The 22,778-nt window shown below is 70.6% G+C and carries 21 protein-coding genes and 2 pseudogenes; 12 read left to right on the plus strand and 11 right to left on the minus strand.

Annotated features, from left to right (window positions below; genetic code table 11):
* Positions 1-205 precede the first annotated feature (205 nt).
* On the plus strand, positions 206-1,561 hold the full coding sequence (locus AB0L29_RS25515) for an acyltransferase (protein ID WP_365830080.1): 1,356 nt from the start codon (positions 206-208) through the stop codon (positions 1,559-1,561).
* A 493-nt stretch (positions 1,562-2,054) separates the two neighbouring features.
* On the opposite strand, the gene AB0L29_RS25520 is transcribed toward AB0L29_RS25515, so the two are convergent.
* On the minus strand, positions 2,055-2,555 hold the full coding sequence (locus AB0L29_RS25520) for a cold shock domain-containing protein (protein WP_365830081.1): 501 nt from the start codon (positions 2,553-2,555) through the stop codon (positions 2,055-2,057).
* 572 nt (positions 2,556-3,127) lie between these two features.
* Between AB0L29_RS25520 and AB0L29_RS25525 the strand changes: the two genes are divergently transcribed.
* The 3 genes from AB0L29_RS25525 to AB0L29_RS25535 all read left to right on the plus strand — a co-directional run bounded on the left by AB0L29_RS25525 (position 3,128) and on the right by AB0L29_RS25535 (position 5,051).
* Entirely contained in the window at positions 3,128-3,304 is a 177-nt protein-coding gene (locus AB0L29_RS25525; protein ID WP_365830082.1) for a hypothetical protein, read from the plus strand.
* 412 nt (positions 3,305-3,716) lie between these two features.
* Positions 3,717-4,178 carry an HIT family protein gene (locus tag AB0L29_RS25530; RefSeq protein WP_365830083.1) on the plus strand — a complete coding sequence of 154 codons (462 nt, stop codon included), beginning with the start codon at positions 3,717-3,719 and terminating at the stop codon, positions 4,176-4,178.
* 651 nt (positions 4,179-4,829) lie between these two features.
* Positions 4,830-5,051 (plus strand): DUF6207 family protein, encoded by a 222-nt coding sequence (locus AB0L29_RS25535; RefSeq protein ID WP_365830084.1) that lies wholly within the window; start codon positions 4,830-4,832, stop codon positions 5,049-5,051.
* Here the strand turns inward: AB0L29_RS25535 and AB0L29_RS25540 are convergent.
* From AB0L29_RS25540 to AB0L29_RS25550, 3 genes are all read right to left on the minus strand, one after another.
* A complete protein-coding gene (locus tag AB0L29_RS25540) occupies positions 5,037-6,101 on the minus strand; it encodes an acyl-CoA desaturase (RefSeq protein WP_365830085.1) in 1,065 nt (354 codons plus the stop codon). The genes AB0L29_RS25535 and AB0L29_RS25540 overlap by 15 nt on opposite strands.
* A gap of 664 nt (positions 6,102-6,765) precedes the next feature.
* On the minus strand, positions 6,766-7,182 hold the full coding sequence (locus tag AB0L29_RS25545; RefSeq protein ID WP_365830086.1) for a hypothetical protein: 417 nt from the start codon (positions 7,180-7,182) through the stop codon (positions 6,766-6,768).
* A 29-nt stretch (positions 7,183-7,211) separates the two neighbouring features.
* Positions 7,212-8,051: a glycoside hydrolase family 16 protein gene (locus tag AB0L29_RS25550; protein ID WP_365830087.1), complete on the minus strand. Its 840-nt coding sequence runs from the start codon at positions 8,049-8,051 to the stop codon at positions 7,212-7,214.
* Positions 8,052-8,326: 275 nt separating this feature from the next.
* On the opposite strand from AB0L29_RS25550, the gene AB0L29_RS25555 reads away from it, so the two are divergent.
* Together AB0L29_RS25555 and AB0L29_RS25560 are read left to right on the plus strand one after the other, a co-directional pair.
* Positions 8,327-12,235, plus strand: a complete 3,909-nt coding sequence (locus AB0L29_RS25555) for a WD40 repeat domain-containing protein (RefSeq protein ID WP_365830088.1) — start codon at positions 8,327-8,329, stop codon at positions 12,233-12,235.
* A 30-nt stretch (positions 12,236-12,265) separates the two neighbouring features.
* Positions 12,266-12,712: a hypothetical protein gene (locus AB0L29_RS25560; protein ID WP_365830089.1), complete on the plus strand. Its 447-nt coding sequence runs from the start codon at positions 12,266-12,268 to the stop codon at positions 12,710-12,712.
* Positions 12,713-13,229: 517 nt separating this feature from the next.
* Here the strand turns inward: AB0L29_RS25560 and AB0L29_RS25565 are convergent.
* On the minus strand, positions 13,230-13,886 hold the full coding sequence (locus AB0L29_RS25565) for an IS6 family transposase (protein ID WP_365830090.1): 657 nt from the start codon (positions 13,884-13,886) through the stop codon (positions 13,230-13,232).
* Between AB0L29_RS25565 and AB0L29_RS25570 the strand changes: the two genes are divergently transcribed.
* On the plus strand, positions 13,870-14,010 hold the full coding sequence (locus AB0L29_RS25570; protein WP_365830146.1) for a hypothetical protein: 141 nt from the start codon (positions 13,870-13,872) through the stop codon (positions 14,008-14,010). The genes AB0L29_RS25565 and AB0L29_RS25570 overlap by 17 nt on opposite strands.
* A 206-nt stretch (positions 14,011-14,216) precedes the next feature.
* On the opposite strand, the gene AB0L29_RS25575 is transcribed toward AB0L29_RS25570, so the two are convergent.
* Both AB0L29_RS25575 and AB0L29_RS25580 read right to left on the minus strand, forming a co-directional pair.
* Positions 14,217-14,411, minus strand: coding sequence for a hypothetical protein (locus AB0L29_RS25575; RefSeq protein ID WP_365830091.1), 195 nt, complete (start codon positions 14,409-14,411; stop codon positions 14,217-14,219).
* Entirely contained in the window at positions 14,408-14,650 is a 243-nt protein-coding gene (locus tag AB0L29_RS25580; protein ID WP_365830092.1) for a hypothetical protein, read from the minus strand. Before AB0L29_RS25580 ends, AB0L29_RS25575 begins: the two co-directional genes overlap by 4 nt.
* Before the next feature lie 266 nt (positions 14,651-14,916).
* Here AB0L29_RS25580 and AB0L29_RS25585 point away from each other — a divergent pair, with 266 nt between their 5' ends.
* Together AB0L29_RS25585 and AB0L29_RS25590 are read left to right on the plus strand one after the other, a co-directional pair.
* Positions 14,917-15,753: an alpha/beta hydrolase gene (locus AB0L29_RS25585; RefSeq protein WP_365830093.1), complete on the plus strand. Its 837-nt coding sequence runs from the start codon at positions 14,917-14,919 to the stop codon at positions 15,751-15,753.
* A gap of 22 nt (positions 15,754-15,775) precedes the next feature.
* Entirely contained in the window at positions 15,776-16,309 is a 534-nt protein-coding gene (locus AB0L29_RS25590; protein ID WP_365830141.1) for a TetR/AcrR family transcriptional regulator, read from the plus strand.
* Between the two features lie 62 nt (positions 16,310-16,371).
* On the opposite strand, the gene AB0L29_RS25595 is transcribed toward AB0L29_RS25590, so the two are convergent.
* Complete coding sequence (locus AB0L29_RS25595; protein WP_365830142.1) at positions 16,372-17,382, minus strand: hypothetical protein; 1,011 nt, start codon at positions 17,380-17,382, stop codon at positions 16,372-16,374.
* A gap of 131 nt (positions 17,383-17,513) precedes the next feature.
* Between AB0L29_RS25595 and AB0L29_RS25600 the strand changes: the two genes are divergently transcribed.
* Entirely contained in the window at positions 17,514-18,173 is a 660-nt protein-coding gene (locus AB0L29_RS25600; protein WP_365830094.1) for a helix-turn-helix domain-containing protein, read from the plus strand.
* A gap of 155 nt (positions 18,174-18,328) precedes the next feature.
* Here the strand turns inward: AB0L29_RS25600 and AB0L29_RS25605 are convergent.
* Both AB0L29_RS25605 and AB0L29_RS25610 read right to left on the minus strand, forming a co-directional pair.
* Positions 18,329-19,332: pseudogene (locus tag AB0L29_RS25605) on the minus strand (IS5 family transposase).
* A gap of 144 nt (positions 19,333-19,476) precedes the next feature.
* Positions 19,477-20,237 (minus strand): annotated as a pseudogene (locus AB0L29_RS25610) (transposase).
* Positions 20,238-20,291: 54 nt separating this feature from the next.
* Here AB0L29_RS25610 and AB0L29_RS25615 point away from each other — a divergent pair.
* Together AB0L29_RS25615 and AB0L29_RS25620 are read left to right on the plus strand one after the other, a co-directional pair.
* On the plus strand, positions 20,292-20,966 hold the full coding sequence (locus tag AB0L29_RS25615) for a histone-like nucleoid-structuring protein Lsr2 (protein WP_365830095.1): 675 nt from the start codon (positions 20,292-20,294) through the stop codon (positions 20,964-20,966).
* A 130-nt stretch (positions 20,967-21,096) separates the two neighbouring features.
* Complete coding sequence (locus AB0L29_RS25620) at positions 21,097-22,014, plus strand: transposase family protein (RefSeq protein WP_365830096.1); 918 nt, start codon at positions 21,097-21,099, stop codon at positions 22,012-22,014.
* Between the two features lie 61 nt (positions 22,015-22,075).
* Here the strand turns inward: AB0L29_RS25620 and AB0L29_RS25625 are convergent, their stop codons facing one another.
* Positions 22,076-22,624, minus strand: a complete 549-nt coding sequence (locus AB0L29_RS25625) for an NUDIX hydrolase (RefSeq protein WP_365830097.1) — start codon at positions 22,622-22,624, stop codon at positions 22,076-22,078.
* Positions 22,625-22,778 lie beyond the last annotated feature (154 nt).

Consider the following 22,778-nt stretch of genomic DNA (forward strand, 5'->3'; position numbering starts at 1 on the left):
GCCAGAACCACTTGGCCCGTAGGCCCTCACGTCGGCTGCTGTGTGCCCGCCGAGAAGGAACCGGATCGCCTTGGCGGTGGACGACCAGCGGACACGGAGAGCGGCTGGCTCCGCCGGCGGCGGGTCCGTTTTTGGGGGCGCAGGGGACGGGCCGCCCGGTGCGTGGTTGCCGGTCTTCGCCGGGCTCCGTCCGTAGGATGGCCACATGCCCGGCCTGCGGGAGCTCGCGGAACGCACACCGGCACGGCGTGAACGCTATGTCGACCTGCTGCGGGCGCTCGCCATCCTCATCGTGGTGCTCGGTCACTGGATGGTCATCGTAGTCACGGGCGGGGCACGCGGCCTGGACGGCTTCAGCGCCCTGGAAGTGCTGCCCTGGGGCCGCCCGATCACCTGGCTGGCCCAGGTGATGCCGGTGTTCTTCCTGGTGGGCGGGTTCGCCAACGCCGCCTCGCTGACATCACACACCCACGGGGGCGGCGACCTCGGGGACTGGCTGCTCGACCGCAGCACCCGGCTGGTACGGCCGACGACCGTGCTGCTGGTGACGCTCGCCGCCGCCGCACTGATGGCCCGGCTGGCAGGTGCCGATCCGGCTCAGGTGGGTCGGGCGGTGTGGCTGACCTCGATCCCGCTGTGGTTCCTGCTCGTCTACCTCGTGGTGGTCTTCCTGACGCCGTTGATGTACCGCCTGCACCGGCGGGCGGGCCTGGCCGTGCCGCTGGTCCTGGTGGGGCTGCTCGCCGCGGGGGACGTGGCACGGCTGGCGTTCGACGCGTCGACGCTGCAGTTGGGCAACTACCTGTTCGCCTGGCTGGCGGTGCACCAGATCGGATTCGCCTGGCAGGACGGGACGCTACCGGTCCGGCCTGGGGTGGCCGTGCCGTTGCTGGTGGGCGGTGCCGCGGTGGCGGTGCTGCTCACGGCGGCCGGCCCGTACCCGGTCAGCATGGTCGACATTCCCGGCACGTCGTTCCGCAACCTTTCGCCGCCGACGCTCGCGCTGCTCGCGTTGGCCACGGCTCAGCTCGGGCTGCTGCTGCTGCTGCGCGACGCGGCGCGGCGGTGGCTGCAACGGCTCGGGCCGTGGATGGCCGTGATCGCCGTGAACTCGGTGATCCTGACCGTGCTGCTGTGGCACATGAGCGCCTTCGTGCTCGTCGCCGTGGCCGTGCACGCCTCCGGCCTGTTCCCACTGCCCCAGCCCCCGGGAGACACAGGAGCGTGGCTGCTGTGGAAGCTGCCGTGGCTGGTCCTACTCTTCACCGTGCTCGGCATGCTGGTGGCGATCTTCGGCCGGGTCGAGAGGCGCCGTCCACGGCGCGCTACCGAGACCTCCTGCAGGCGGTGGACACCGAGAACACTCGGCCGGCCCCGATTGCGCGCCACCGCGATCACCGTCGGCTACGCCGCCTGCGTGCTCGGTCTGCTCGGTGTGGCCGTCGCCGGTCCGGCCGACCACGGCCCGCTCGGACTGCCCACCACGGCCCTGGCCGTTTTCCTGGCCGGCGCGGCCCTGCTCCGCGCGGCCCGCGCGGCAACCGGTCGGCAGGCCGACTGACACCCGGTACAAAGCAAACCCTCGGCGCCTTCAGGCCTCGCAGACACCCGGCCGCCCGCGCACGTCAGAGAAGGCGATGGTTGCACAGGAGCCGCCCGCAGCAGCCCGCCCGCGCACCGTAGGCCTGTTCGCAACCCTCAGCGCGATGGACCGACCGAGCAGGACCTGGCGGGCGTGGGATTCGTTCCCCACCAGGACGTGATCGAGGGCTTCGCGCCGGATCACACCGACCACCCGCTCGCAGTGGACGGTCGTACATGGCCCGGCCTCCGGCGCCGAACCGCCCCAGCTCGCTGGCCAACGCGACGCCGGTGCCGGCCTGCCCGCCGCCATGGCTCAGGAAGCTGCCCAGGGCACCGCTCGGTCCGCCTGGCGGACAGGCTCCTCAACCAATCCGCCCGACCGGCTCAAAGCCCGTGGCACGCGCTACCGCGGCCCTGGAAGGAGCCACCGCGACCGGGCAGGACGGCCCCGCCCGGCTCCTGCAGGCGACTCACGGTGCCACGACGGCCGACAGGGCAAAAGCAGCGATCGTGACAACAGCCACAACGACCACCCCCGCCCACAGCGCCCTCACCAGCTCACTCCCGCACGACACGGCGGCAGGCCCCGGACAAGCGTTTTCCCCCACCAGCAACTGCCGGTCCCCGGCGCCGGCCCCCCGTAACGGCATGCCGCACGGACAGGCATCAACCCCATCGATCCCAAAGACCGCCCCAGCAAGCCACCCAGCTCGTCTCTGCGCAGCCATGTCACCTCCCGGCCCCTCAGGCGGCACACAGCACCCCGGAGTCATACGGCGGACGTTGTCGGCCCGGACACCGGCGGCATCCTGAATGACGTCGAAACACACCCGCTTGCCCGCAACCAGCTCGCGCTCCGCGTCACCGTGAACCGCCGAACGGTAGACGACGACATCGAAGCCACCACCGTCCTGAACGATGACACCCAAACCCCGCCCAGGATCGAACCACTTCACCACACCACTGGGCACAGACGACCCCCACGCTAGAGCGACTCAGTACGGGGGGGCTCACTCAGCTTCCGCCCGAGCACCCACGTCGGCAACCGGCGCACGCCCGGCGCGCGAGGCAGACACCCGGCGCCTGGACCCCCAGCACAACTCCCACCTGCTCGCGGCGACGTCACCTCTCATGAGCATCCGTCACCGCCGGGACCCCAAGACACCCCAAACCCGTGGACGAGACCGGCCCGGCAGCCGGCCCCCTGCTGGTCCGTCCCCCCGCCTTCCTCAGGCGTCCCCTATACGCCGCTGGGCGTGCCCGCCTGATCGAGGCCGGCTAGCACAGGCTCGCGCAGTCGGCACTCGGCCCCTGGCTGGCCAACCCGTCCCCCACCTCCCGCTCCCGGGAGCGCCGCCGGGAGCGGAACAGACGCTGAAGCCCGAGCAGCCGTAGCCAAAACACGGGTCGCTCACCGTCCGGAGGTCACGTCCGCGGCCTGAGCGCCTCCGTCAGCGGTGAGGCGTCCTGCCGTCGTATGGAACGGCGCATCCTGGGCATTCGGACAGCAGAATATATTTCTCCTCCCCGGGGAGGGACGACCATGCTGGCGATCATCTCCGCGGTCCTCTTCTTCATCGCCTTCATCATCAGTGCGGCGGACATCGGGACCAACGATTTCTTCAGCGCGACCAACCTCATGCTGCTGGGGCTCACCCTGCTGGCCCTTCACCTCGCGGGCCTGGGCGCGGGGTGGTCGCCCTTCGACCGCAGGCGCTGACCCGGCGGCGCCGTCGGACCCCTACCCGAGCGTGAGCATCGCCTCGGCGACCTCGCCGACCGCCGCATCGGGGATCGCCGTGGCGGCCGTCTCAAGGACGAGCAGCCGCGCCCCGGAGATCTCGCGCGCGATCACCCCACCGTTGCCGACGGGGAGGAACCGGTCGCGGCCGCCGTGGACGACGAGCGTGGGGACCTCGATCCCGGCAGCCGCTCCCGCCGGCGGGGTTCGCAGTCGAGCCCTGAAAACACCATGCCCATCTGGTTGGCCATGCGGAGCGCGGGTGCGGTGCCGGGCGTGCGGTCCCAGATGCGTGCGGCGAGTTCGCGCGCGGTCCGAGGCGAGAAGCCTGCGCGGCGCGTGGTCAGGCCGGCCGGGAGCGGCTCCCGGACCGCTGTCGCATGCTGTGTCCATGGAGCTATTCGCCGAGGATCCGGCCTGTGTCTTCTGCGGCATCGTCTCCGGCCGGGTGCCGGCCAGCCGCGTGTACGAGGACGAGCTGGTCCTGTCCTTCATGGACATCCACCCGGCTGCGCCTGGAGACCTCCTCGTCATCCCCAAGAAGCACGCGGCAGGCCTGGAAGACATCGATGAGGCCCTGATGGCCCATCTGTTCCGCGTCGTCCACCTGCTGGCGCAGGCTTTGCGGCGCTCGGGGCTGCCGTGCGAGGGAGTAAACGTATTCCTCGCCGACGGTGAAGCCGCCGATCAGACGGTCTTCCACCTCCACGTGCACGTCTTCCCCCGCACCGCGGACGACCGGTTCCGCTTGGAGGTCAGGTGGCAGGAGCGATCCCGTGCCGCCCTCGACCACGACGCCGCGCTGATCAGGGCGCGCCTGAACCGCGGCAAAGACCGCCATGGAAATCCCTGAAATGTGCAAGGCAGCGGGGCGAGCTGCTCACAGCACCTTGTGGTCCCCGCTCCCCCGCCGATGCCCCCGCCTGGCGTCGCCGCCACGCTGACGGCGGCGACGGTCGCGGCGGCCGCGTCCGCAACGGGGATGTCAGCGGCCCGACCACGCCGAAACCACATGATGACCTGGACAGACACGGGGAGGGCTCGCCGGGTCGCGTAACCCCTAGCGCAACCAGATGGCGCAACAGTAGGTGCAACCTCTGTCGCAACCCGGCTTCGGGCGGTTTCACGCTGCCCGGGCCATGCCGCGGGCTCAGGCCCGCTGACGCAGGTCGGTGCGCGCCGCGGGCACCGCGCGGGGGCCCCGTACGGATACCACCACAGCCGTACTTGTAGGAACCGCCCCCGGCAGTCGCCGGTGTCAGGAGTCGGCGCTGCTGTAATCCGCCGGGCCCTCCGTAGCGCGCGCTGCGCCCTTCCAGCGGCCGCCTGCCGACACGGCCGGCCACCGCCTGGCAGCTGAACGTCGACACAGCCCGGGCCCAGGGCTATGCGTTCGACGGACAGCAGTCGCGAGGAGGGCTCCATAACCTGGGGCGTTGTGCTGGCGGTGGCGCGGTCGGTGCCGTACCACCGATGCCCCTGCATGGGGAGACACCCTGGCCGGGTGAAGTTCCGTGTGACGGAGAACCCTGACAGCGTTCAGCGCCTCGTGCCGGACATGGAGCCGATCAACGAAATGCACCTGGAGGAACCCGGGCTGGTCGTCATCGATGTCGCGGCCGTCGATGACCGTACCGCCTTCGCTTTGAGCAGGCGCTGGCCTCTCGGTGGGCCACCGCTATCGCCGGCCGCGCCACGCGTGCCCAGGCCGTCAGACGAGCCGTGACTGCTGCCGTAGCGGACTGCTTGCCCGGTGCAGGCTCCTGAGTGCCTGCCCGTAGGAGGCGATGAGCGAGGTCTGGAGGTAGGCCACGCCCAGTTCGTCGCAGTATCGCTGCACGAGGAGCTGTGCCTTGCGCAGATTCGGCGAGGGCATGCTCGGGAACAGGTGGTGCTCGATCTGGTAGTTCAGTCCGCCCAGCACCACGTCCGTGAACCAGTTTCCGCGCACGTTGCGAGAAGTGAGGACCTGGCGGCGCAGGAAGTCGGGCCGGTCGCCGCCGGTGAGCGTCGGCATTCCCTTGTGATTCGGGGCGAAGATGGCTCCCAGATAGACCCCGAACAGGCACTGGTGCACGAGGAGGAACACCACGGCCTTCCCCGGAGACACCACGAGGAACAGCGCGCCGAGGTACAGGACGAAGTGAGCGACGAGAAGGGTTCCTTCGATCCGGCGCTGCTTGAGGGAGCGGTCCGCCAGCGCCCGCATCCCCGCGACATGCAGGTTGAAGCCCTCCAGCGTCAGCAGCGGGAAGAACAGGTACGCCTGCACCCTGCCGAGCAGGCGGGGCAGGCCGGTGGCCTTGCGGGCCTGGGCCTGACTCCAGACCAGGATGTCAGGGGCCACGTCGGGGTCGAGCTCTTCGTGGTTGGGGTTCGCGTGGTGGCGGGAGTGCTTGTCCTGCCACCAGCCGTACCCCATGCCGATCCCCACGTTGGCGGCGAGCCGCCCGATCAGCGCGCTCGAACGGCTGCGCCGGAATACCTGACGGTGACCGACATCGTGGGCGACGAGCGCGACCTGTCCGAAGACCGCAGCGAGGAACACCGCGGCGAGCAGCGTCCACCAACTGTCGCCGATCGTCACGAAGGCCAGCCAGCCCACCGCGTAGGCCGCGGTCACCAGCGCCATGCGCACGCCGTAGTAGAAGGGACGACGCCGCATCAGTCCGGCGTCCTTGATCTGCTTGGACAGACGCGAGAAGTCACTGCCTGCGCGGCGTTCCCGAGTCGGCGCGACGGTGTCGCCGGTGCGTTGCGTCGTGTCTGGGGTCATCGTCGGTCCTGTCGTTCGCGAACGGAGCGGGGACAGGCCGTCGTCGAAAGACGACGAGTGATCGGCATGATGTCTCATTTCCCGGTGCCGGCCCGCACGCGGACGACGTCACGTCGCACACGGAATCGGGTCGGGGCGGTAGGGGGATTGAATCTGGCACGCCGCCGTGGCGACGTATCCAGCAGATCGGTTCCACACGGTGCTGGCGCAGCGCTTGGATTCAGCGCACGCACAAACTTGGCCCGGATACCAGTACTTCTCCAGAAGGTCCGGGAAGAGCAGCCATGAGCCGGGGCATCCTGATGTCAGAGTACACAAGGCGGTGTAAAGGCCAGGTGTGGCCCGAACTCGGCTACACCAGCGCTCGATCCGCGTCCGTGCCGGGGCCCATCCGCTGTGCACGTCGCCCCGAATCAACCGTCGAAATTTGAATTACCCGTCGAGATCGGTCTTTCGACGCTCCTGGCCCCGGATGGTAAAGCCGGTGATCCGCTCTCATCCCGCTCACCTGCCGCCCCGACCACCTCGACGAGCACGGTCGAGCCCCGCGCGACCAGCTCACCGGAGCCTGTCCCGAGATGACCGTGCTGGCCGACCAGATCCGCGCCTTCGCCGAACCACTGACTCCGCACGCGCCTCGGGGGTTCGTACGCCGGATGCCTCATCAGATCCGCACCTCCGTGTGTGCCGAGAAGTACCGGCGGCCCGTCTCGCCGCTCACCGTCCACAGGGCCGCCAGGTCCGCGAACGCGAACAGGAACGCCGGAAGGCTCGGTGCTCCGGCGGTCAGCGAACCGAGGAAGGCGAAGACCGTCCCGAAGACCGCGATGGACAGGCACACGATGAGCGCGACACGCACCCAGGAGCGCCGCCCGCGCGCCATCGCGACACAGGTGATGTGGAGCGCCGCCAGCCCGCAGCAGAACAGCGCCAGCAACCGGGCCGTGGCCATCGGCATCGAGGGGTCCTGGCCGTGTTCCAGCTTGCTCTGAACCTCGTCGAGGATCGCCCAGCCGCCGAAGACGGCTCCGATCGCGTGCACGCAGACCAGGAGGAGGACGAAGACCAAGGACTTCGGCATGCGGGTCGTCGTGGAGTCCGGCACCGCCGTCACCTCGCGCTTTCGTCGTTCGGCAGGTCGTAGACCCGCGCCCAGTCCACTTCGTGGACGGCGCTCTGCAGGCCGTCCCCGTGGAAGTTGTCGAGTTGGATGGTCTGGTGCATGGACGGTGCGCACTGGATGCAGTCCCGGTCCTCGTCCGCGCCGCCGGAGAAGCGGAACCACTCCTCGCCGTCGATGAAGCCGCGCAGGTGGTCAGAGGTCCACTCGACGGCGATGTTGTGCCACTGCGCCAGGTCCACGCCACACTTGCGGGCATGCTCCTGCTGCACAGGGACGTCCTCGGGGTGGGGGTGGTGCAAAAACGCCTCGGCGCAACTCTCACCGGGCGCGCCGTTCTCTAGGTAGTCGTACTCACCGCCCTCGGGGTGCACGTTCGAGTCCGGCCACAGCACGAGCAGCGGGTGGTATGTCCGGCCGTTGTCGGGCGCGGTCGCCCGCGAGCGGACGCGCGCCTCCCACCTGCCGTACTTCTGGCCGTACCGCGAGGCGAGCCAGCCGGTGTCGCCGTCCGCCTCGCCGGTCATGCGCAGGACTCCGCCGACGACGCGGGTGTTGGCGTCGCAGCGGCGGCCGTTGCCGGCGTGGCCGGGCCAGCACGCGGCCGGGCCGCCGCCCGCCAGGAGCCACTTGGCGCGGTCCGGTACGGCCGGATCGGCTCCGGAGCCGTAGTCGAACTCGTCCGACCAGGCGGCAAGCGGATCGCCCCAGCCGTGCCGCTGCGCCGCGGTGCTCGCGGAGCCGGGCGCTGTCGTCGCCGTGAGCGTCAGCGTGAGTACCGCCGCGCCCAGCCCCACGGCGAGGTGCCAGGTGCGATGTCGTCCGTCCATGGCTCTCCTTCAACTTGTCTCGGGTGCGTGCGGATGGGGGCGGCCCGAGCCCTCCCCTCGCAGGGTTCGGACCGCCGCCATGGCCCGTCCGGGCCGCGTCCTTGAGCCATTCGACCGCCGTCCGCGATTGTTCGGCTGGCCCCTCACCAGCACCGAACAATTCCGGGGCGCGAACCGAACCGGGTGACCCGGAGGAAGTGTGAGGATCGGGTGAACGCCCGTGTCCTATCCGGGGATACCGTCGGTGGTCAGGGGGCATACGAGGGGGTGGGAGCATGCCGGGACAAGCGGGGCCGGGTCGGTCCGAGGGCAAGCTGCCGGGGGCCGGACCGGTGCAGCGGTTCGCCGCCGGGCTGCGGGCGCTGCGCGAGTCGGCCGGCAGACCCACCTACCGGGAGATGGCCCGGCGGTCGCGCTACGGCGTGACCGCCCTGTCTCAGGCGGCGGCCGGGAAGCAGCTGCCCACCCGCGCGGTGACGCTCGCCTATGTGAAGGCATGCGGCGGTGACATCGTCGAGTGGGAGCGGCGCTGGCGCGAGGCGTGGGACGAACTGGCCGCCGGGACCGCCGCCGCCGAGACCGCCCGGCCGCCCTACCGCGGCCTGACCCGCTTCGAGCCGGGCGACGCCGAACTCTTCTTCGGCCGCGACCAGCTCGTGGAGCGGCTCACCGAGCTGAACCGCAAGCACCGCTTCACCGCCGTCTTCGGCCCCTCCGGCAGCGGTAAGTCCTCACTGCTGCGGGCCGGCCTGATCCCCCGGCTGCGGGCGGCCTCCGACGAGGACGTGCCGCCGGCGGCCGTGCGGATCCTCACGCCCGGCGCGGACCCGCTGCGCACCCACGCCGACCGGCTGGAGCCAGTAGCGGACACCGACGCCGACACCTGGCTGATCGTCGACCAGTTCGAGGAGCTGTACACCCTCGGCGCCGACCCCGCCGTCCGGGACGCCTTCATCGACCGTCTCGTCGCCGCCACCGACGCCGGCAGCAGGCTGCGCGTCGTCATCGCGGTGCGGGCCGACTTCCTCGGCCGCTGTGCCGAACACCCCTCTTTGACCGTTGCGTTGCAGGACGCCACGCTGCTCGTCGGGCCGATGAGCCGCGCCGAGCTGCGGGAGGCCATCGTCCGCCCGGCCGCCGCGGCCGGCCTGATCGTGGAACGCTCCCTGACCGACCGGCTCCTGGACGAGGTCGAGGACGCTCCCGGCGGACTGCCGCTGATGTCGCACGCCCTGCTGGAGACCTGGCGCCACCGCAGCGGCCGCGCCCTGACGGAGGCCGCGTACGAGTCCGCTGGCGGACTGCACGGCGCCGTCGTACGAACCGCCGAACAGGTCTACGAAAAACTGACCGCTGATCAAGCGGAGTTGGCTCGGCGCATTTTGCTCCGCCTGGTGGCGCCCGGGGACGGGACCCCCGACACCCGCCGCCCCACCGATCACGCGGAACTCGACTTCGGCGACCCTGCCGACACTCGGCTGGTGCTGGAGCGTCTGGCCCGGGCCCGCCTCATCACCTTCGACGACGGAACCGCCGACCTCGCCCACGAGGCCCTCATCACCGCCTGGCCCCGGCTGCGCGCCTGGATCGACGCCGAACGCGACCGGCTGCGCGTCCACCGCGCGCTCTCCGAGGCCGCCCGCACCTGGCGGGACCTCGGGCAGGAGAACGCCGCGCTGTACGCCGGTTCGCGGCTGAGTGCCGCCCTCGACGCCTTCCCGCGCAACACGGCACGGCCGGACCCGGGCGACGACGAACTCACCCCCCTGGAGAGGCATTTCCTCACCTCCTCCCTCCGCCGTCGGCACCGTGCCGCGCTTTTACGCCGCACGGTCGTGGCCGTACTCGCCGTGCTCGCCCTGCTCGCCACCGGCACCGCCGTCGTCGCCCTCCAGGCGCGTGCCACGGCGCAGGCCGAACGGGACCAGGCCGTCTTCGGGCAGCTCACCGCCGAGGCCGACCGGGTCCGCGAAACGAACGCCGGGCTGGCCGCGCGGTTCGACGTCGCCGCGTACGGCATGCGTTCCACGCCGGACCTGCTCACTCGGCTGGCCTCGGACGCGGGCCGGGTGCTGGCCACGCGGCTGCCCGGTCACGACGGTGTCGTCAGCTCCGTGGCGTTCGCACCCGACGGCCGCACTCTTGCCAGCGGCGGCCACGACGGCACCGTCCGGCTGTGGGGCACCGACGGCCGGACCCTGGGCGAACCCCTACGCCTCGGCACGAGCCGGGTCGGCGCGGTCGCCTTCGCACCGGGAATCCGGGACCTGCTGGCCGCCGTCGGCGAGGGCGGCGCCGTCCGCCTGTGGGACCTGCGTGACCGGAAGCGCCCGCGCGCCGTGGGCAGGCCGCCGGCGAGCCACGACGAGCAGCACGTCGTCACCGTCGCCTTCGCGCCCGACGGCCGCACCCTCGCCACGGCCGGTGACGACGGCACCGTGCGGCTGTGGGACGTGTCCGATCCGGCGCGCCCGGAGCCGCTCGGCAAGCCCGCCGTGGCCGACGAGTCGCGCAACCGCAGCGTCCGAGCCGTCGCGTTCGCCCCGCACGGCAGGACGCTGGCGACGGCGGGCTACGACGGCACCGTACGGATGTGGCGGTACGGCACGGACGACGGCATCGCACCGCTGGGCAGGCCCCTGCGCGCCCACGCCGCCCCGGCCTGGACCCTGGCCTTCTCCCCCGACGGCCGCACCCTGGCCACCGCCGGCTTCGACGAGACCGTACGCCTGTGGGACGCCTCCGACCCGGACCACGTCACGTCCCTGGGCGAACCGCTCACCGGGCACACCGCCCCCGTCATGTCGGTCGCGTTCAGCCCCGACGGCGAAACCCTGGCGAGCGCGGGCGAGGACGACGCGCCGCTGCTGTGGAACGTGGCCAACCCCGCCTATCCGCAGCAGCTCGGGGAGCCGCTGACCGGCCACACGGAGGCCGTGTGGGAGCTCGCCTTCAGCCCCGACGGCCGCACCCTCGCCAGCACCGGCGCCGAGGGTAGCGTCCTGCTGTGGCACCGGCCCCCCACCGTCCTCACCGACTTCACCAACCCGGTGACCGCCCTCGCCTTCAGCCGCGACGGCCGCCTGCTCGCCGCCGCCAGCACCGATGACGGACTGGTCCGCCTGTGGGACGTACGCCGCCCGGACCGCCCCCGCCGGCTGCTGCGGACGCTTGACCACGAGGACCGGGTGCTGTCCGTCGCGTTCGCACCGGACAGCCGTACGGTGGTCAGCGGCAGCGCGGACGGCACCGTACGTCTGTGGGACGTCACCACGCCGGACCGTCCCGCCCCGCTCGGCGAACCCGTGCGCGCGCACGACGGCGCAGTCAACGCCGTCGCGTTCGCGCCGGGCAGCCGCACGCTTGCCACTGGAGGCGAGGACGGCACGGCGCGGCTGTGGGACGTCCAGCGCCGGGACCGCGCACGCCCGACGCTCGGCGCACCGCTGCGCGGCCACACGGGCGCCGTCACCTCCGTCGCCTTCTCGCGCGACGGCCGTCTGCTGGCCACCGGCGCCGAGGACGCCACGGCCCGCCTGTGGCACGTGCCCGGAGGGACCTCGGCCCGTCCCGCGGGCGCCGCACTCACCGGACACGACCAGGCGGTGCACGCAGTGGCCTTCGCCCCGGACGGCAGGACGCTGGCCACGGGCAGCGACGACCGTACGGTCCGGCTGTGGGACGTGGAACCGAGCGGTTCCACACGTCCGGCGGGCAAGGAGCTGACCGGACACCGGGCGGCGGTCAGAGCCCTGGCCTTCGCCCCGGACGGGAAGACACTGGCGACCGGCGGCGGCGACCGCACGGTCCGCCTGTGGGACGTGTCCGACCCGGCCCGCACCGAACCTTTCGGCCAGGAGCTCACCGGCCACCTCGACACCGTCACCACCGTCGCGTTCGGCCCCCGGGGCGACACGATCGCCTCCGCCGGCTACGACTTGACGGCCCGGGTGTGGACGCTCGCCCCGGACCGCGCCGCGGACTACGTCTGCGACCACACCGGCGGGGTCCTCACCCCGGCCGTCTGGGAAGAGCATCTGCCGCGGCTCGGCTACCGGGAGGTGTGCGAAGGGCGTACCAAAGCGGGCGCGGGTGTCGATCACGATGCCGGTGCTGGTGCTGGTGCTGGTGCTGGTGCTGGTGGCAGCTTGGCGCCTGGCGTGCTCACGGATGCGGGGCTGTAGAGAGCCCGTACGGCGCCCTCTGGCAATGTCGTGTACCCGCTGCTGTGCGCGCTGCCCTTCCTGGCTGCCCATGCACGCGACCGGGCAGCCGCCAGCGGTCTCGCACAGCAGGCCAGCGTCACCCTGGTTGCCGACATGGCCGCGCACCCATCCCAGGAGCGGGTTTTCGAGCCCGACCGGCCGGGCATCGTACCTTTCCGCGTCGACCGAATCGATCCGGCGACAGGTCGGCCACGGCCGCTGACACGCGGGTCCCACCCGCACGCCGCGGCAAGTGCCGACGTCCTCCTGGACGACCTTGCCGACCGCAAGCGCGGACTCCTGCAGGCCGCAGCCTCCCTCACCGACGAGCTCCTGCAAGCCTACGGCTGCCCCGAGACCGGCCTCATCCCCCGAGCCGGAGAACTCAACCCCATCGGCTTCTCCGAGCACACTTCCAGGGTTGTCGCCCAGTGGCCGAGCAGCGCGGTCTCCTGAACCCGCCGTGAACGGCCCGCGTCACCTGTCACAGCCAGGCTTCATGCCTCCACCAGGGCGGTCTTTCCCGGCAGTGACACACGGACAGCCAGCCGGGCGACGCGGATGAACAGCGGCAAGGCGCTCGGTGGCGGGGCACGTCTGCGTGAGGTGGTCAGTCGACCGCGCGCAGTACCAGCCGTACAACGCTCATGATTCCCCGTCCGACCCACCCGAGCAGTCCTGTCTCCACGGCCAGCTCGGCAGCGTCCGCGGCCGTATCCCCCCGGTCCGACCGGGAAGGACACCGAGAACAGGCACGAGGCCAACGGCGCTTCTGCGCACCGCACTTCCTACACATCGCCATGGCCTCATTCTCTCCTTCTCTCCTTCTCTCCTTGTCCCCGGACCGCCCGTACACGCCAAGCCCTGCCCGCCCCTCCGCCTTCTGCGGTACGGGTGTGCTGTCACGTTGTTGGGTGCCTGGGTCTCTGACGGCGCTTCGGAACGTGGTGCGGGTCGGGTTCCGGGCCGGTGTTCAGGCCTCGGCAGGCAGGTCAGCGGCGCCGGTGATCTGGTCCCAGACGGCGAAGCGGACGGTCATTTCGGCGCGGTGGCCGGTGGCGGTCATCAGGTGGCGGCAGGGCCGGAAGTGGGGTGAGGTGCCGCTGAACGCGGACAGGAACCGCTGCGCGGCGCCGACCGAGCGGAAGCCCTTCATCGCGCGTTCGCGCCGGCGGGTGGGCTGGTGGCTGTTCTCCGCCCGGTTGTCGAGGTATTTCGACTGCCGGTGCTCGACGGAAGGCATGACCTCGCGGTGGGCGGCGCCGTATGAACGGAGTTTGTCGGTGACGACCACTCGCGGGACCGCACGCGTCTTCTTCATCAGGCGGCGGAGGAAACGCCTGGCCGCGGCCTTGTCCCGGCGGCTCTGCACGAGGACGTCCAAGACGTTGCCGCCGGCGTCGACGGCCCGCCACAGGTACCTCAGCTGCCCGTTGATCCTGACGAACACCTCGTCCAGATGCCATTTATCCCCGGGCCGCGGCCGACGCCGGCGCAGTCCGTTCGCACAGGCCCGGCCGAACTTGGCGCACCAGCGGCGGACCGTCTCACGGGAGACGAGCACGCCGCGATGCAGCATCAACTCCTCCAGGCTGGAGAAGAGTCTGCGGGTGGTGATCAACTCAGTCATCTTCCGGTCCTCCGGACAAGACCTCACCACCACGGGCACCTACACCGAGATGGCCTCCCGGCTGGCCGAACCCGTCCTCCTCGGCCTGGCCGTCCTCGCCGTCCGCAGCCGCGTCAAACGCTGACCACCACCCACACACGGCAGAGGAGACAACGCGGCGCCCCACCGGGCACTGAAATGATCGGTGCCTCGCACCACTCCAAGGCGCCGCACGGAAGATTTCAATGCCCAGGTCACAGCCCCGCCCGCTGGAATCCTTCGTGCGGCCCGACAGCTCGGGCCCGGCCCTCCAGGGGGAGGGCCGGGCCCGACGATGTTGCAGGCGACGTCTCAGCGGGTCTCGGTGTTCCCCTGCGGCCGCACCGCCTTGTTCAGCGTGGGGTTGGTGTCGCTCTTCTTGTCGGTACCGATCATCGTCGTGTTGGTGAAGGCGTCGACGAAGTCCGGCTGGGGCGCCGGAGCCGGAGCGGGAGAGGCCGGCGCGGGGTCGGGCCGGCCGCTCCCCTGGTTCTGTCCGTTGCTCATGGTGCTCGAGTGCGCAGCAGCAGTGCCACAGTCGACAGGCCAAGCCCCACGACCAGCGACCAGAGGCCGACCGCCCAGTACCGGGCCTTCAGCTCGTGGCGCCGCTTGTTCTTCTCGAAGATCGACGCCCGGGTCGCCGCAAGCTGGGCCAGCACCTGGCTGTTGGCGGAGCGAACATGGGCAGCGAGCATCGGACGGGGCTCCAGGTCCTTGTGCTCCGCCACACGGATCGTCTGCACGCCCGTGAGCAGGGTGACGGCATACGCGGCGAAGGCGCAGTAGGCGAGGGCGTCGTGGTGTTGGTGCGTCGCCAGGAACTGCGCGGCGACGGTGGCGCTTCACCCCTCAGAGCACAACCGGGTGATCTTTCCCTGCCGAATGAGCGCGGGCATCCCGTCACCGGCCGATCGCCGGCTCCGCTGTTGACACCGTTAGCTAATTACACTAGCTTTTAGCTAACGAACTTAGCCTTATGGCTGGGTCGATTACCCGCAGGGGAGATGTCATGACCGAGTACCTCGCTGTCGACGGTGGCACGATCGCCTATGAGGTGGCGGGGGCCGGCCCGCTTGTCGTCCTCGCGCACGGCATGGGCGATCACCGCGCCGCCTACCGTGCCGTGATCCCGCAGCTGGTCGCGGCGGGCTACCGGGTCGCCGCGGTCGACCTGCGGGGCTGCGGCGAGTCCAGCACCGACTGGCCGGACTGGAGCCGCACGGCCATCGCCGGCGACCTGCTCGCGGTGATCCGTCACCTGGGCGGTCCGGCGGTGCTCGTCGGCCACTCGATCTCCGGCGGTGCCGCCACCATCGCCGCGGCGCGGGAGCCGGAGCTGGTCACCGCGGTGGTCGAGCTGGGGCCCTTCACCCGTAAGCAGGCGATGGGCCTGGGCGATCTGCGCAGCAGGCGTCTGCGGCAGGGCATGCTGCGGCTGATGGGTGCGACCATGCTGGGCAGTGTGCCGGCGTGGCGCTCCTACCTGGAGGTGGCCTACCCCGGGGTGAAGCCGGCCGGCTTCACCGAGCGGCTCGGCCGCGTCGAGGCGATGCTGCGCGAGCCGGGCCGGATGAAGGCACTGCAGGGCATGGGGCGCACCACCCCCGTCGACGCCGGCGCCCAGCTCGGCCATGTGCACTGCCCGGTCCTGGTCGTGATGGGCACCGACGACCCCGACTGGGCCGACCCGCACGCCGAGGGTTCGGCGATCATCGAAGACCTGCCGGCCGGGCTGGGCCGCCTCGAGATGATCGAGGGCGCCGGGCACTATCCGCACGACCAGTACCCTGACCAGGTGGTTTCGCTGATGCTCTCCTTCCTCCGAACGGACGCCGCCCGTGCCTAGGGCCGGCCTGGATTCCGCTGCCGTGGTCGCGGCCGGCGCCGACCTCGCCGACGAGGTGGGTCTGGCCCGCCTGACGATGGGGCTGCTGGCCGAGCGCCTGGGCGTGCGCACCCCGTCCCTGTACAAACACGTGAGCGGCCAGGAGGACCTTTTGCGGCGCATCGCGGCGCTGGCCGCGGTCCAGGCCGCCGACGCTGTCGGCACCGCCGTCCAGGGCTTGGCGGGCCGCGACGCCCTGGCCGCCGCGCTGCACGCCTTCCGCACCTTCGTGATCGACCACCCTGGCCGCTACGCCGCCACGACCGGCATGGAGCCCACCGGCCCGGACGACCCGATGGCCCTTGCCACCCAGCGACTGTTCGATGTGTTCCGGGCCGTTCTGCGCGGCTACGGGCTCGAAGAGTCCGACACGGACCACGCCCTGCGCATGTTCCGCAGCCTGTGCCACGGCTTCGCCACACTGGAAGCGGCAAGCGGCTTCAAGTGGAGCACCGACATCGACAAGAGCTTCGAATGGCTGATCGCCTTCACCGACCGGGGCCTGCGGGCCATGTGACAGCGTTGCCGCCATCGTGGTGCTGTCGCGTTGTTGAGTGGGTCGGTGTCTGTTGGGGCCTGTTACCTCCGATACCGCTGCGCCACTGCCGCGAAGGCGGCCTTGGGTTCCCATTCCATGTCGGGGTAGGTCTGCCCCCGGCGCCCTTCGAGGAGTTTGACGATGCCCAGGCCGGCCCGGTCCAGATCGTCCCTGGGGTCGCCGTCCGGGCGGTGCGGGTAGCCAGGCAAGGCGAACAAGAACACAAACGCGCTGTCCACGCCCTCGGTCTCGAAGATCTCCAGCAGTTCGCTCAGATATGCGGCCTGGCCGGCCTCGTCACGCTCGTATGTGCCGTTCAGTCGTACAGGGGCCCTGGTCTGTGGGTCGTACTCGACCACTTCCAGCACCCGCCCACCGCGGTCTCCCGCGCCGCGGTAGGCCGCGGTGCCGAACCCGGTGATAGCGAGCGGCTTGGGGCCTTGGGCCAGGGTGCGCACCGCGTCCCGGAACCGGTCGGCGACCTCGGCGGAGCGGATCAGCTCGAACGTCACGATGTCGAAGGGAGTCCAGTCGACCTGCTCGAGCTGGATGGATGCGTAGGTGAGCTTGCCCTGGAAGCGCTCGCGGACCGTGGCCGCGGCGTCGCGGAGAAACGCGTTGACGCGCACGCCGAGTCCGCGTATCACTTCGGCGCGCCGCTCGGGTTGGCTCATCAGCTGCTCGACCCGCTCCTCGGGGCTCTCTCCGGGCAGGAACCCGCGGTTCATCACGCTCAGCTCGACCCCTGCGACGAACACGACTGTGGCCCCCTGCCGCCGGAGCCGTTCCGCTCGCTCGGCGCAGTCGCGGAAGAGCGTGAGGATCTGCTCCGGATCCAGCTCTAGCGGATAGGGCGAGAACCAGACCTCCAGGCCGAGCTCGGCGGCGGCACCGGCGGCCAGCTCCAGTCGGTCCGGGTCGCCGCCGATGATCTGGACCGCGTTGCAGTGCAGGTCGTCGCGGATGATGGCGAGCTCGCGCCGGACCACCGCAGGGTCGAAGTGCTCGCGGGACACCCGGCCGTGCACGACGAATCCGGTGTCGTAGGTCATTCCTCTTGCTCGCATGGTGACGTCCTCTCTGCCGGTCTCGGTCGGATTGAGACTGACAGGAAAAGTGCGTGCACGCAAGTTTGCGTGCACGCATCTTTGCGTGCGTGCAGCTTGTGTGGAACGCTGACACCGTGACGACACCACCACCACCAGGGCTGCGGGAGCGGAAGAAGCGGGCCACGCGCGAGGCGCTACGCAAGGCAGCCCTGCGCCTGGCCGTGGAGCGCGGCCCCGACCAGGTGCGGGTCGAGGACATCGCCGAAGCGGCCGGGGTCTCGCCGCGCACCTACAACAACTACTTCGCCAGCCGCGAGCAGGCGATCGTCTCCGCTGTTACCGCGGACCGGGAGGCGCGGATCGCGGCGGCGGTCGCGGCCCGGCCCGCAGGAGTGCGCCTGGCTGACGCCGTCACCGAAGCAGTGGTCGAGCAGTACACGAACACCGGTGAGCGCGAACGCGAGGCACTGCTGCTGATCACCACCCGGACCGCGCTGCGCGACGCGTTCCTCGACACCACCGCCGGCATCGAGCCCCCTCTCACGGCGGTGATCGCCGAACGCCTGGGTGACGCCGGAGCGCACACAGCCCGCGTTCTCGCGGCGAGCGTGGCCGCGGCGGTTCGCATCGCACTGGAAGGCTGGCTCCAGCCGACCGGAAACGCGGGGGCCGCCGGGAGTCTCGGCGCCGGAGGACTGGTCGTGCCCTCCGGCTCACTGCCCGACCGACTCCGCGCGGCACTGGCCCCGCTCGCGCCCGCGTTCGACGCCGCCGAGCGACGCACCCGGCCGTGAAGTCGACCCAACTGGGGCATCGCTGGGCAAACAGTAGATCCGGAACGTGCCGATGCACCCGGCCGCCATCATCCTCGTCAGCCGATCAAACGTAGATGACGCAGTATCAGATAGCGATCTACGACTGGAGCACTAGAGCCTGTGTGATGTTGTGATCAATCGGCTGCTCGCAGGAGGTCCTCGAGCCAGATCATCGAGGCGCGGAGTTCGAGGCCGGCGAGGTAGCTCTCGGGTGTCTTGTCGAAGCGGGTGGCGATGCCGCGCCAGTCCTTCAGCCGGTTGATCAGGCGCTCGACGGTGTTGCGTTCCTTGTAGAGGCCGGGGTCGTGGCTGACGGGCCGCCCGCCCCGGCTGCCTTTCTTCTTGCGGTTGGCGGCCTGGTCCTTCTTCTCCGGGATGACTGCCTTGATGTGGCGTTTTCGCAGGTGGGCGCGGTTGGCGCGGGATGAGCAGGCCTTGTCCGCGGCGACCGCGCCCGGCCGGGTGCGGGGCCGGCCGGGCGGCAGGCGGACGCGGACCTTGTTCAGTACGGGGATGAACTGCGGGCTGTCCGCGGCCTGCCCGGCGGTCAGGACGAACGCCAGCGGCCGGCGCCCGCGGTCGGCGGCGAGATGGATCTTGCTGGTCAGCCCGCCACGGGACCGGCCGAGCAGGGCTTGCTTCAGGCGGAGCCGGTGTCGCCGACGGACGCGTCGGTGTTCTTCCCGCTCCGGGGTGTTTCCGCCGCACTGCCCGTTGTGTTCCGCCTCGCCGCCCCTTTTTTCCGGGCCTGCTCCTGCTCGGCGGCGACTTCCTCCAGAGCCTCCATGACGTCCCTGCCGACGAGCATCCCGGCGGCGTCGTGATGGGCGCGGACGGTCGTGGAGTCCACGTTGACCAGGGACAAGTCCGTCCTGCCCCGGCGGGCGGCCTCAGCGATCAGGCCCTCCAGCAGGGCGGTGAGGACGCCGGCGTTCCGCCAGACCCGAAAGCGTCCGTAGACGGTCGGCCACGGCCCGAACTCGGCCGACATCTCACGCCACTGCGCGCTGGTCCTGAACCGCCAGATCACCCCCTCGAACTGATCCCGCAGCCGCTCGGGGTACGGGCCGTACTCACCTATCGGCAGATACGGCTCGATCAACTTCCACTGTCTGTCGGTGAGTTGCCTGCGCGTCACGACCGTCTTCCTACCGGATCCGCCATCCGGACGGATCCGGACCGGCAAGATAATCACGACATCACACAGGCTCTAAGGGCTGTCCCGTAAATGATCTCTGGGTGGCCTCGGGCATGCTCGGTAGTCGTGCGGCGGCCCGCCCGCCTATCCGGCGAGGGCGAGGTTGTGCATCCGTGCGATGCCGAGCATGGCGTGGTGGACTCCGTCGCCTTTGAGGCGGCAGTCGCGGAGGATCTTCCAGCTCTTCATGCGGGCGAAGGTGTGCTCGATGCGGGCACAGACCTTGCGGTGGGAGGCGTTGTGGTCCTCCTTCCAGGAGAGCTGTTCCTCCGGTAGTGCGGGATGGTCAGGCCGGTGCCCCGGTAGCCGCCGTCGGCGATCACCGCGGGGATTGTGCCGACGGCGGCCTTCACGCCGGAGTCTTCCCAGGCCCGGCAGTCGTTGCGGTTGCCGGGCAGCGGCTTGCCGACGGCGACGACCAGGCGGGTGTCGGCGTCGATGACGACCTGGTGGTCGGTGGAGCAGCGGTAGTTCTTGCTGGAGGCGGCCACGGTCCGGTCGCGGGTGGGCACCGGCGTGCCGTCCACGAGGAGCACGGTGTTCTTGCGGAACCGCCACCGGGGCTGGAGGGCGAGAGCCGGTCCGAGGTGGTCGACGATCCGGTCGGCCGCCGACTTCGAGACGCCGAACAGCGGGGCGAGCCGGCACGGGGTGAGGTTGGTGCGTCAGTACGCGGCCACCAGCAGCACCCGGTCCTGGAGCGGCAGCGACCACGGCCGGCCCTCGCGGACCGGATCGGCTCCCTCGCGGCGCAGCACGGTGATCAGCTTGTTGAACTGCCGCGGGCTCAGCCCGGTGGACGGACCTGTCCACGAGGGCTCCGACGCCGTGATCACACCAGCCACGGCAAGATCATCTCACCTCTGACCAGCAATTACGGGACAACCTCTAGGAATCCAATGACCGACCTCACCGCTCTCACCCGGATCTGCCCACCCCCCGGCCAGGCCACAGGCATCCGCTGGGACACGATTGAAGCCGGCCTCGGCATGCCACTGCCGCAGGACTACAAACAGCTCGCCGACCGCTACGGACCCGGAACCTTCAACGACTACCTCCACCTCTTCCACCCTCACGGTGTGACCGAGTTCGTCAACCTCACCGGTCCCATGCCCGGCCGGATCCGCGCGCAGCTACGCAAGGACTACAACCAGGGCACCCATCCCGTCCCCTATGCCCCGGACACTCTTTTCGCCTGCGGCGCCACCGACAACGGCGAGTACCTCTTCTGGATCACCGACCCCGCCGCCGACCCCGAGCGCTGGCGCATCGCGATCAACGAAGCCCGCGGCCCGCGCTGGTTCACCTACGACGGAACCCTCACCGCCTTCCTCGTGTCCGTCCTCAGCGGACAGATCCACGTCCCCCAGTTCCCCCACAGCATCCTGGACTCCCCCGCCCGCTTCACTCCCCCACATCCCACCCTCTGGAAACCGGAAGCCCCCTCCGACACCCAGCCCGTCGACACCGCAGCGATCCGCTCCTGGGCACGCGCCCACGGCTACGACGTCCCACCCCGCGGACGCATCCCCCCCGCAATCCGCGAAGCCTGGGAACGCGCCAACCGCCCTTGACACCCCGAAAGAACTTATGAAACGGAAGAGTTCACCAAACCTTACGACCGATCCAGCCTAATGAGCTCGTGCACGGTAGGCGGTGAAGCGTCGAGCTTGTGATCGTCGATCATGGTTGTGTGGTGGGGAAGTGTCTCGTGCGGCGATCATCAGCGATCGGAGGAGCACGGGCCTGTCGGCCGACGTGATCGCTGAACTCGTGGCCGAGCTGGGACCGCTGTGGCATGAACGGCACCAGGCCAGGCTCGCGTCCAAGCCGCGGAAGCGGGCGATCGGCGCCGGCGCGAAGCACCGGCTGGTGTTCGTCGACCGGCTCCTGGCCACCCTCGTGCACCTCCGGCACGGGGCCGCCCACGACGTGCTCGCCTGCTGGTTCGGCGTGGAGCGCTCCACCATCACCCGCGCCATCGCTGAGGTGCGACCGCTGCTCGCCGAACGCGGCTGCACCATCAGCCCAGGTGTGCGGCTGCGGACCCTTGCCGAGGTAGTCGACCACCTCGGCGCCGGCGGAAAGACCGGCATCATCGACGGCACCGAGATCCGGGACCGCAGGCCGGCCGCCGGACGCAAGGACCGGGACAAGTTCATCTCCGGCAAGAGCAAGCGGAACGACGTCAAGACCATGGTCGTCGCGGACGGGGACGGCCGCGTGCTCTTCTGCAGCCCGACCAGCCCGGGAAGCTGCGCGGACATCCCCCACGCCCGCCAGTCAGGGCTGGTCACGCTCCTGGCCGAGGGACCCGCAGTGGAGATCCTCGCCGACGCCGGCTACCAGGGCCTGGGCGCCCAGACCGGCGGGCATGTGATCACCTCACCGCACCGCAAGTTAAAGGGGAACGCCCCGGACTGGTACGAGGAGATGCACGAGCGCCAGCGCAAGGCGCACTCCTCGCGACGCATCCGGGTCGAGCACGGCATCACCCACCTGAAGAACTCGCGGGCCCTGTCCCGGCACCTCGGCCGCCGCGAGCACATCACCGATACCGTCCAGGCCGTCGCCGGCCTGCTGTCCCATCAACAGACCACGAACCTGACATCAGCACGGTAGACATGAATATAGAGCCCCGCCGACGTCCTCGACGCTCCACTGCCTACCGTGCACGAGCTCATTAGTCCTGTCCCGTGGGGCCGGTGCCCGGGTCCAGCAGGAGCGCCATCACGCCGACGAGCGTGGCGCTGCTGACGATCTCCCGGCGGGCGATCATGCCGCGGACCTCGTCCAGGGGAATCCACTCCACGCGGTCCGACTCGTTGCGTTCCGTGGGTTCGGCGACCCGTCGCGCCCCGTCCGCGCGGAACACGAAGTGCCGGGAGTCGGTGATCCCCGCCGCCGGCTGGGCGTAGACCAGCTCCCGCATCGAGGCCGGGCGCCAGCCCGTCTCCTCCTCCAGTTCCCGGGCGGCGGCGGTCGCCGGGCTCTCGCCGTCCTCGACCAGGCCCATGGGCAGCTCCCAGGCCCAGGTGCCCGTGACGAAGCGGTGGCGCCACATCATCAGCACGCGCCGCCGGTCGTCCACGGCCGCCGTGACGGCGAGGTCCCGCAGCCGCACGATGTGGTAGTCGGTCCGGGTGCCGTCCGGCTGCTGCACGTCGAGCGAGCGCAGCCGCACCCAGGGAGTGTCGTGAAGCGTGCGTTCACCGTGCACCGTCCACCGCATGTCGTGCCTGCTTTCATCCGGGAGTCTCGTCCGGGAGGCGGACGGTCACGCACTCCCCCGCCGCGGTGAGAAATCCCGCGGCCGGGCACAGCAGCGTGAGCGTTCCGTCCGGGCCCCCTGAATGATGTCCCACCGCGGACGCCGTACGGCAGCC

It is taken from the genome of Streptomyces sp. NPDC052701 (assembly GCF_040678355.1).
Taxonomy (GTDB): domain Bacteria; phylum Actinomycetota; class Actinomycetes; order Streptomycetales; family Streptomycetaceae; genus Streptomyces.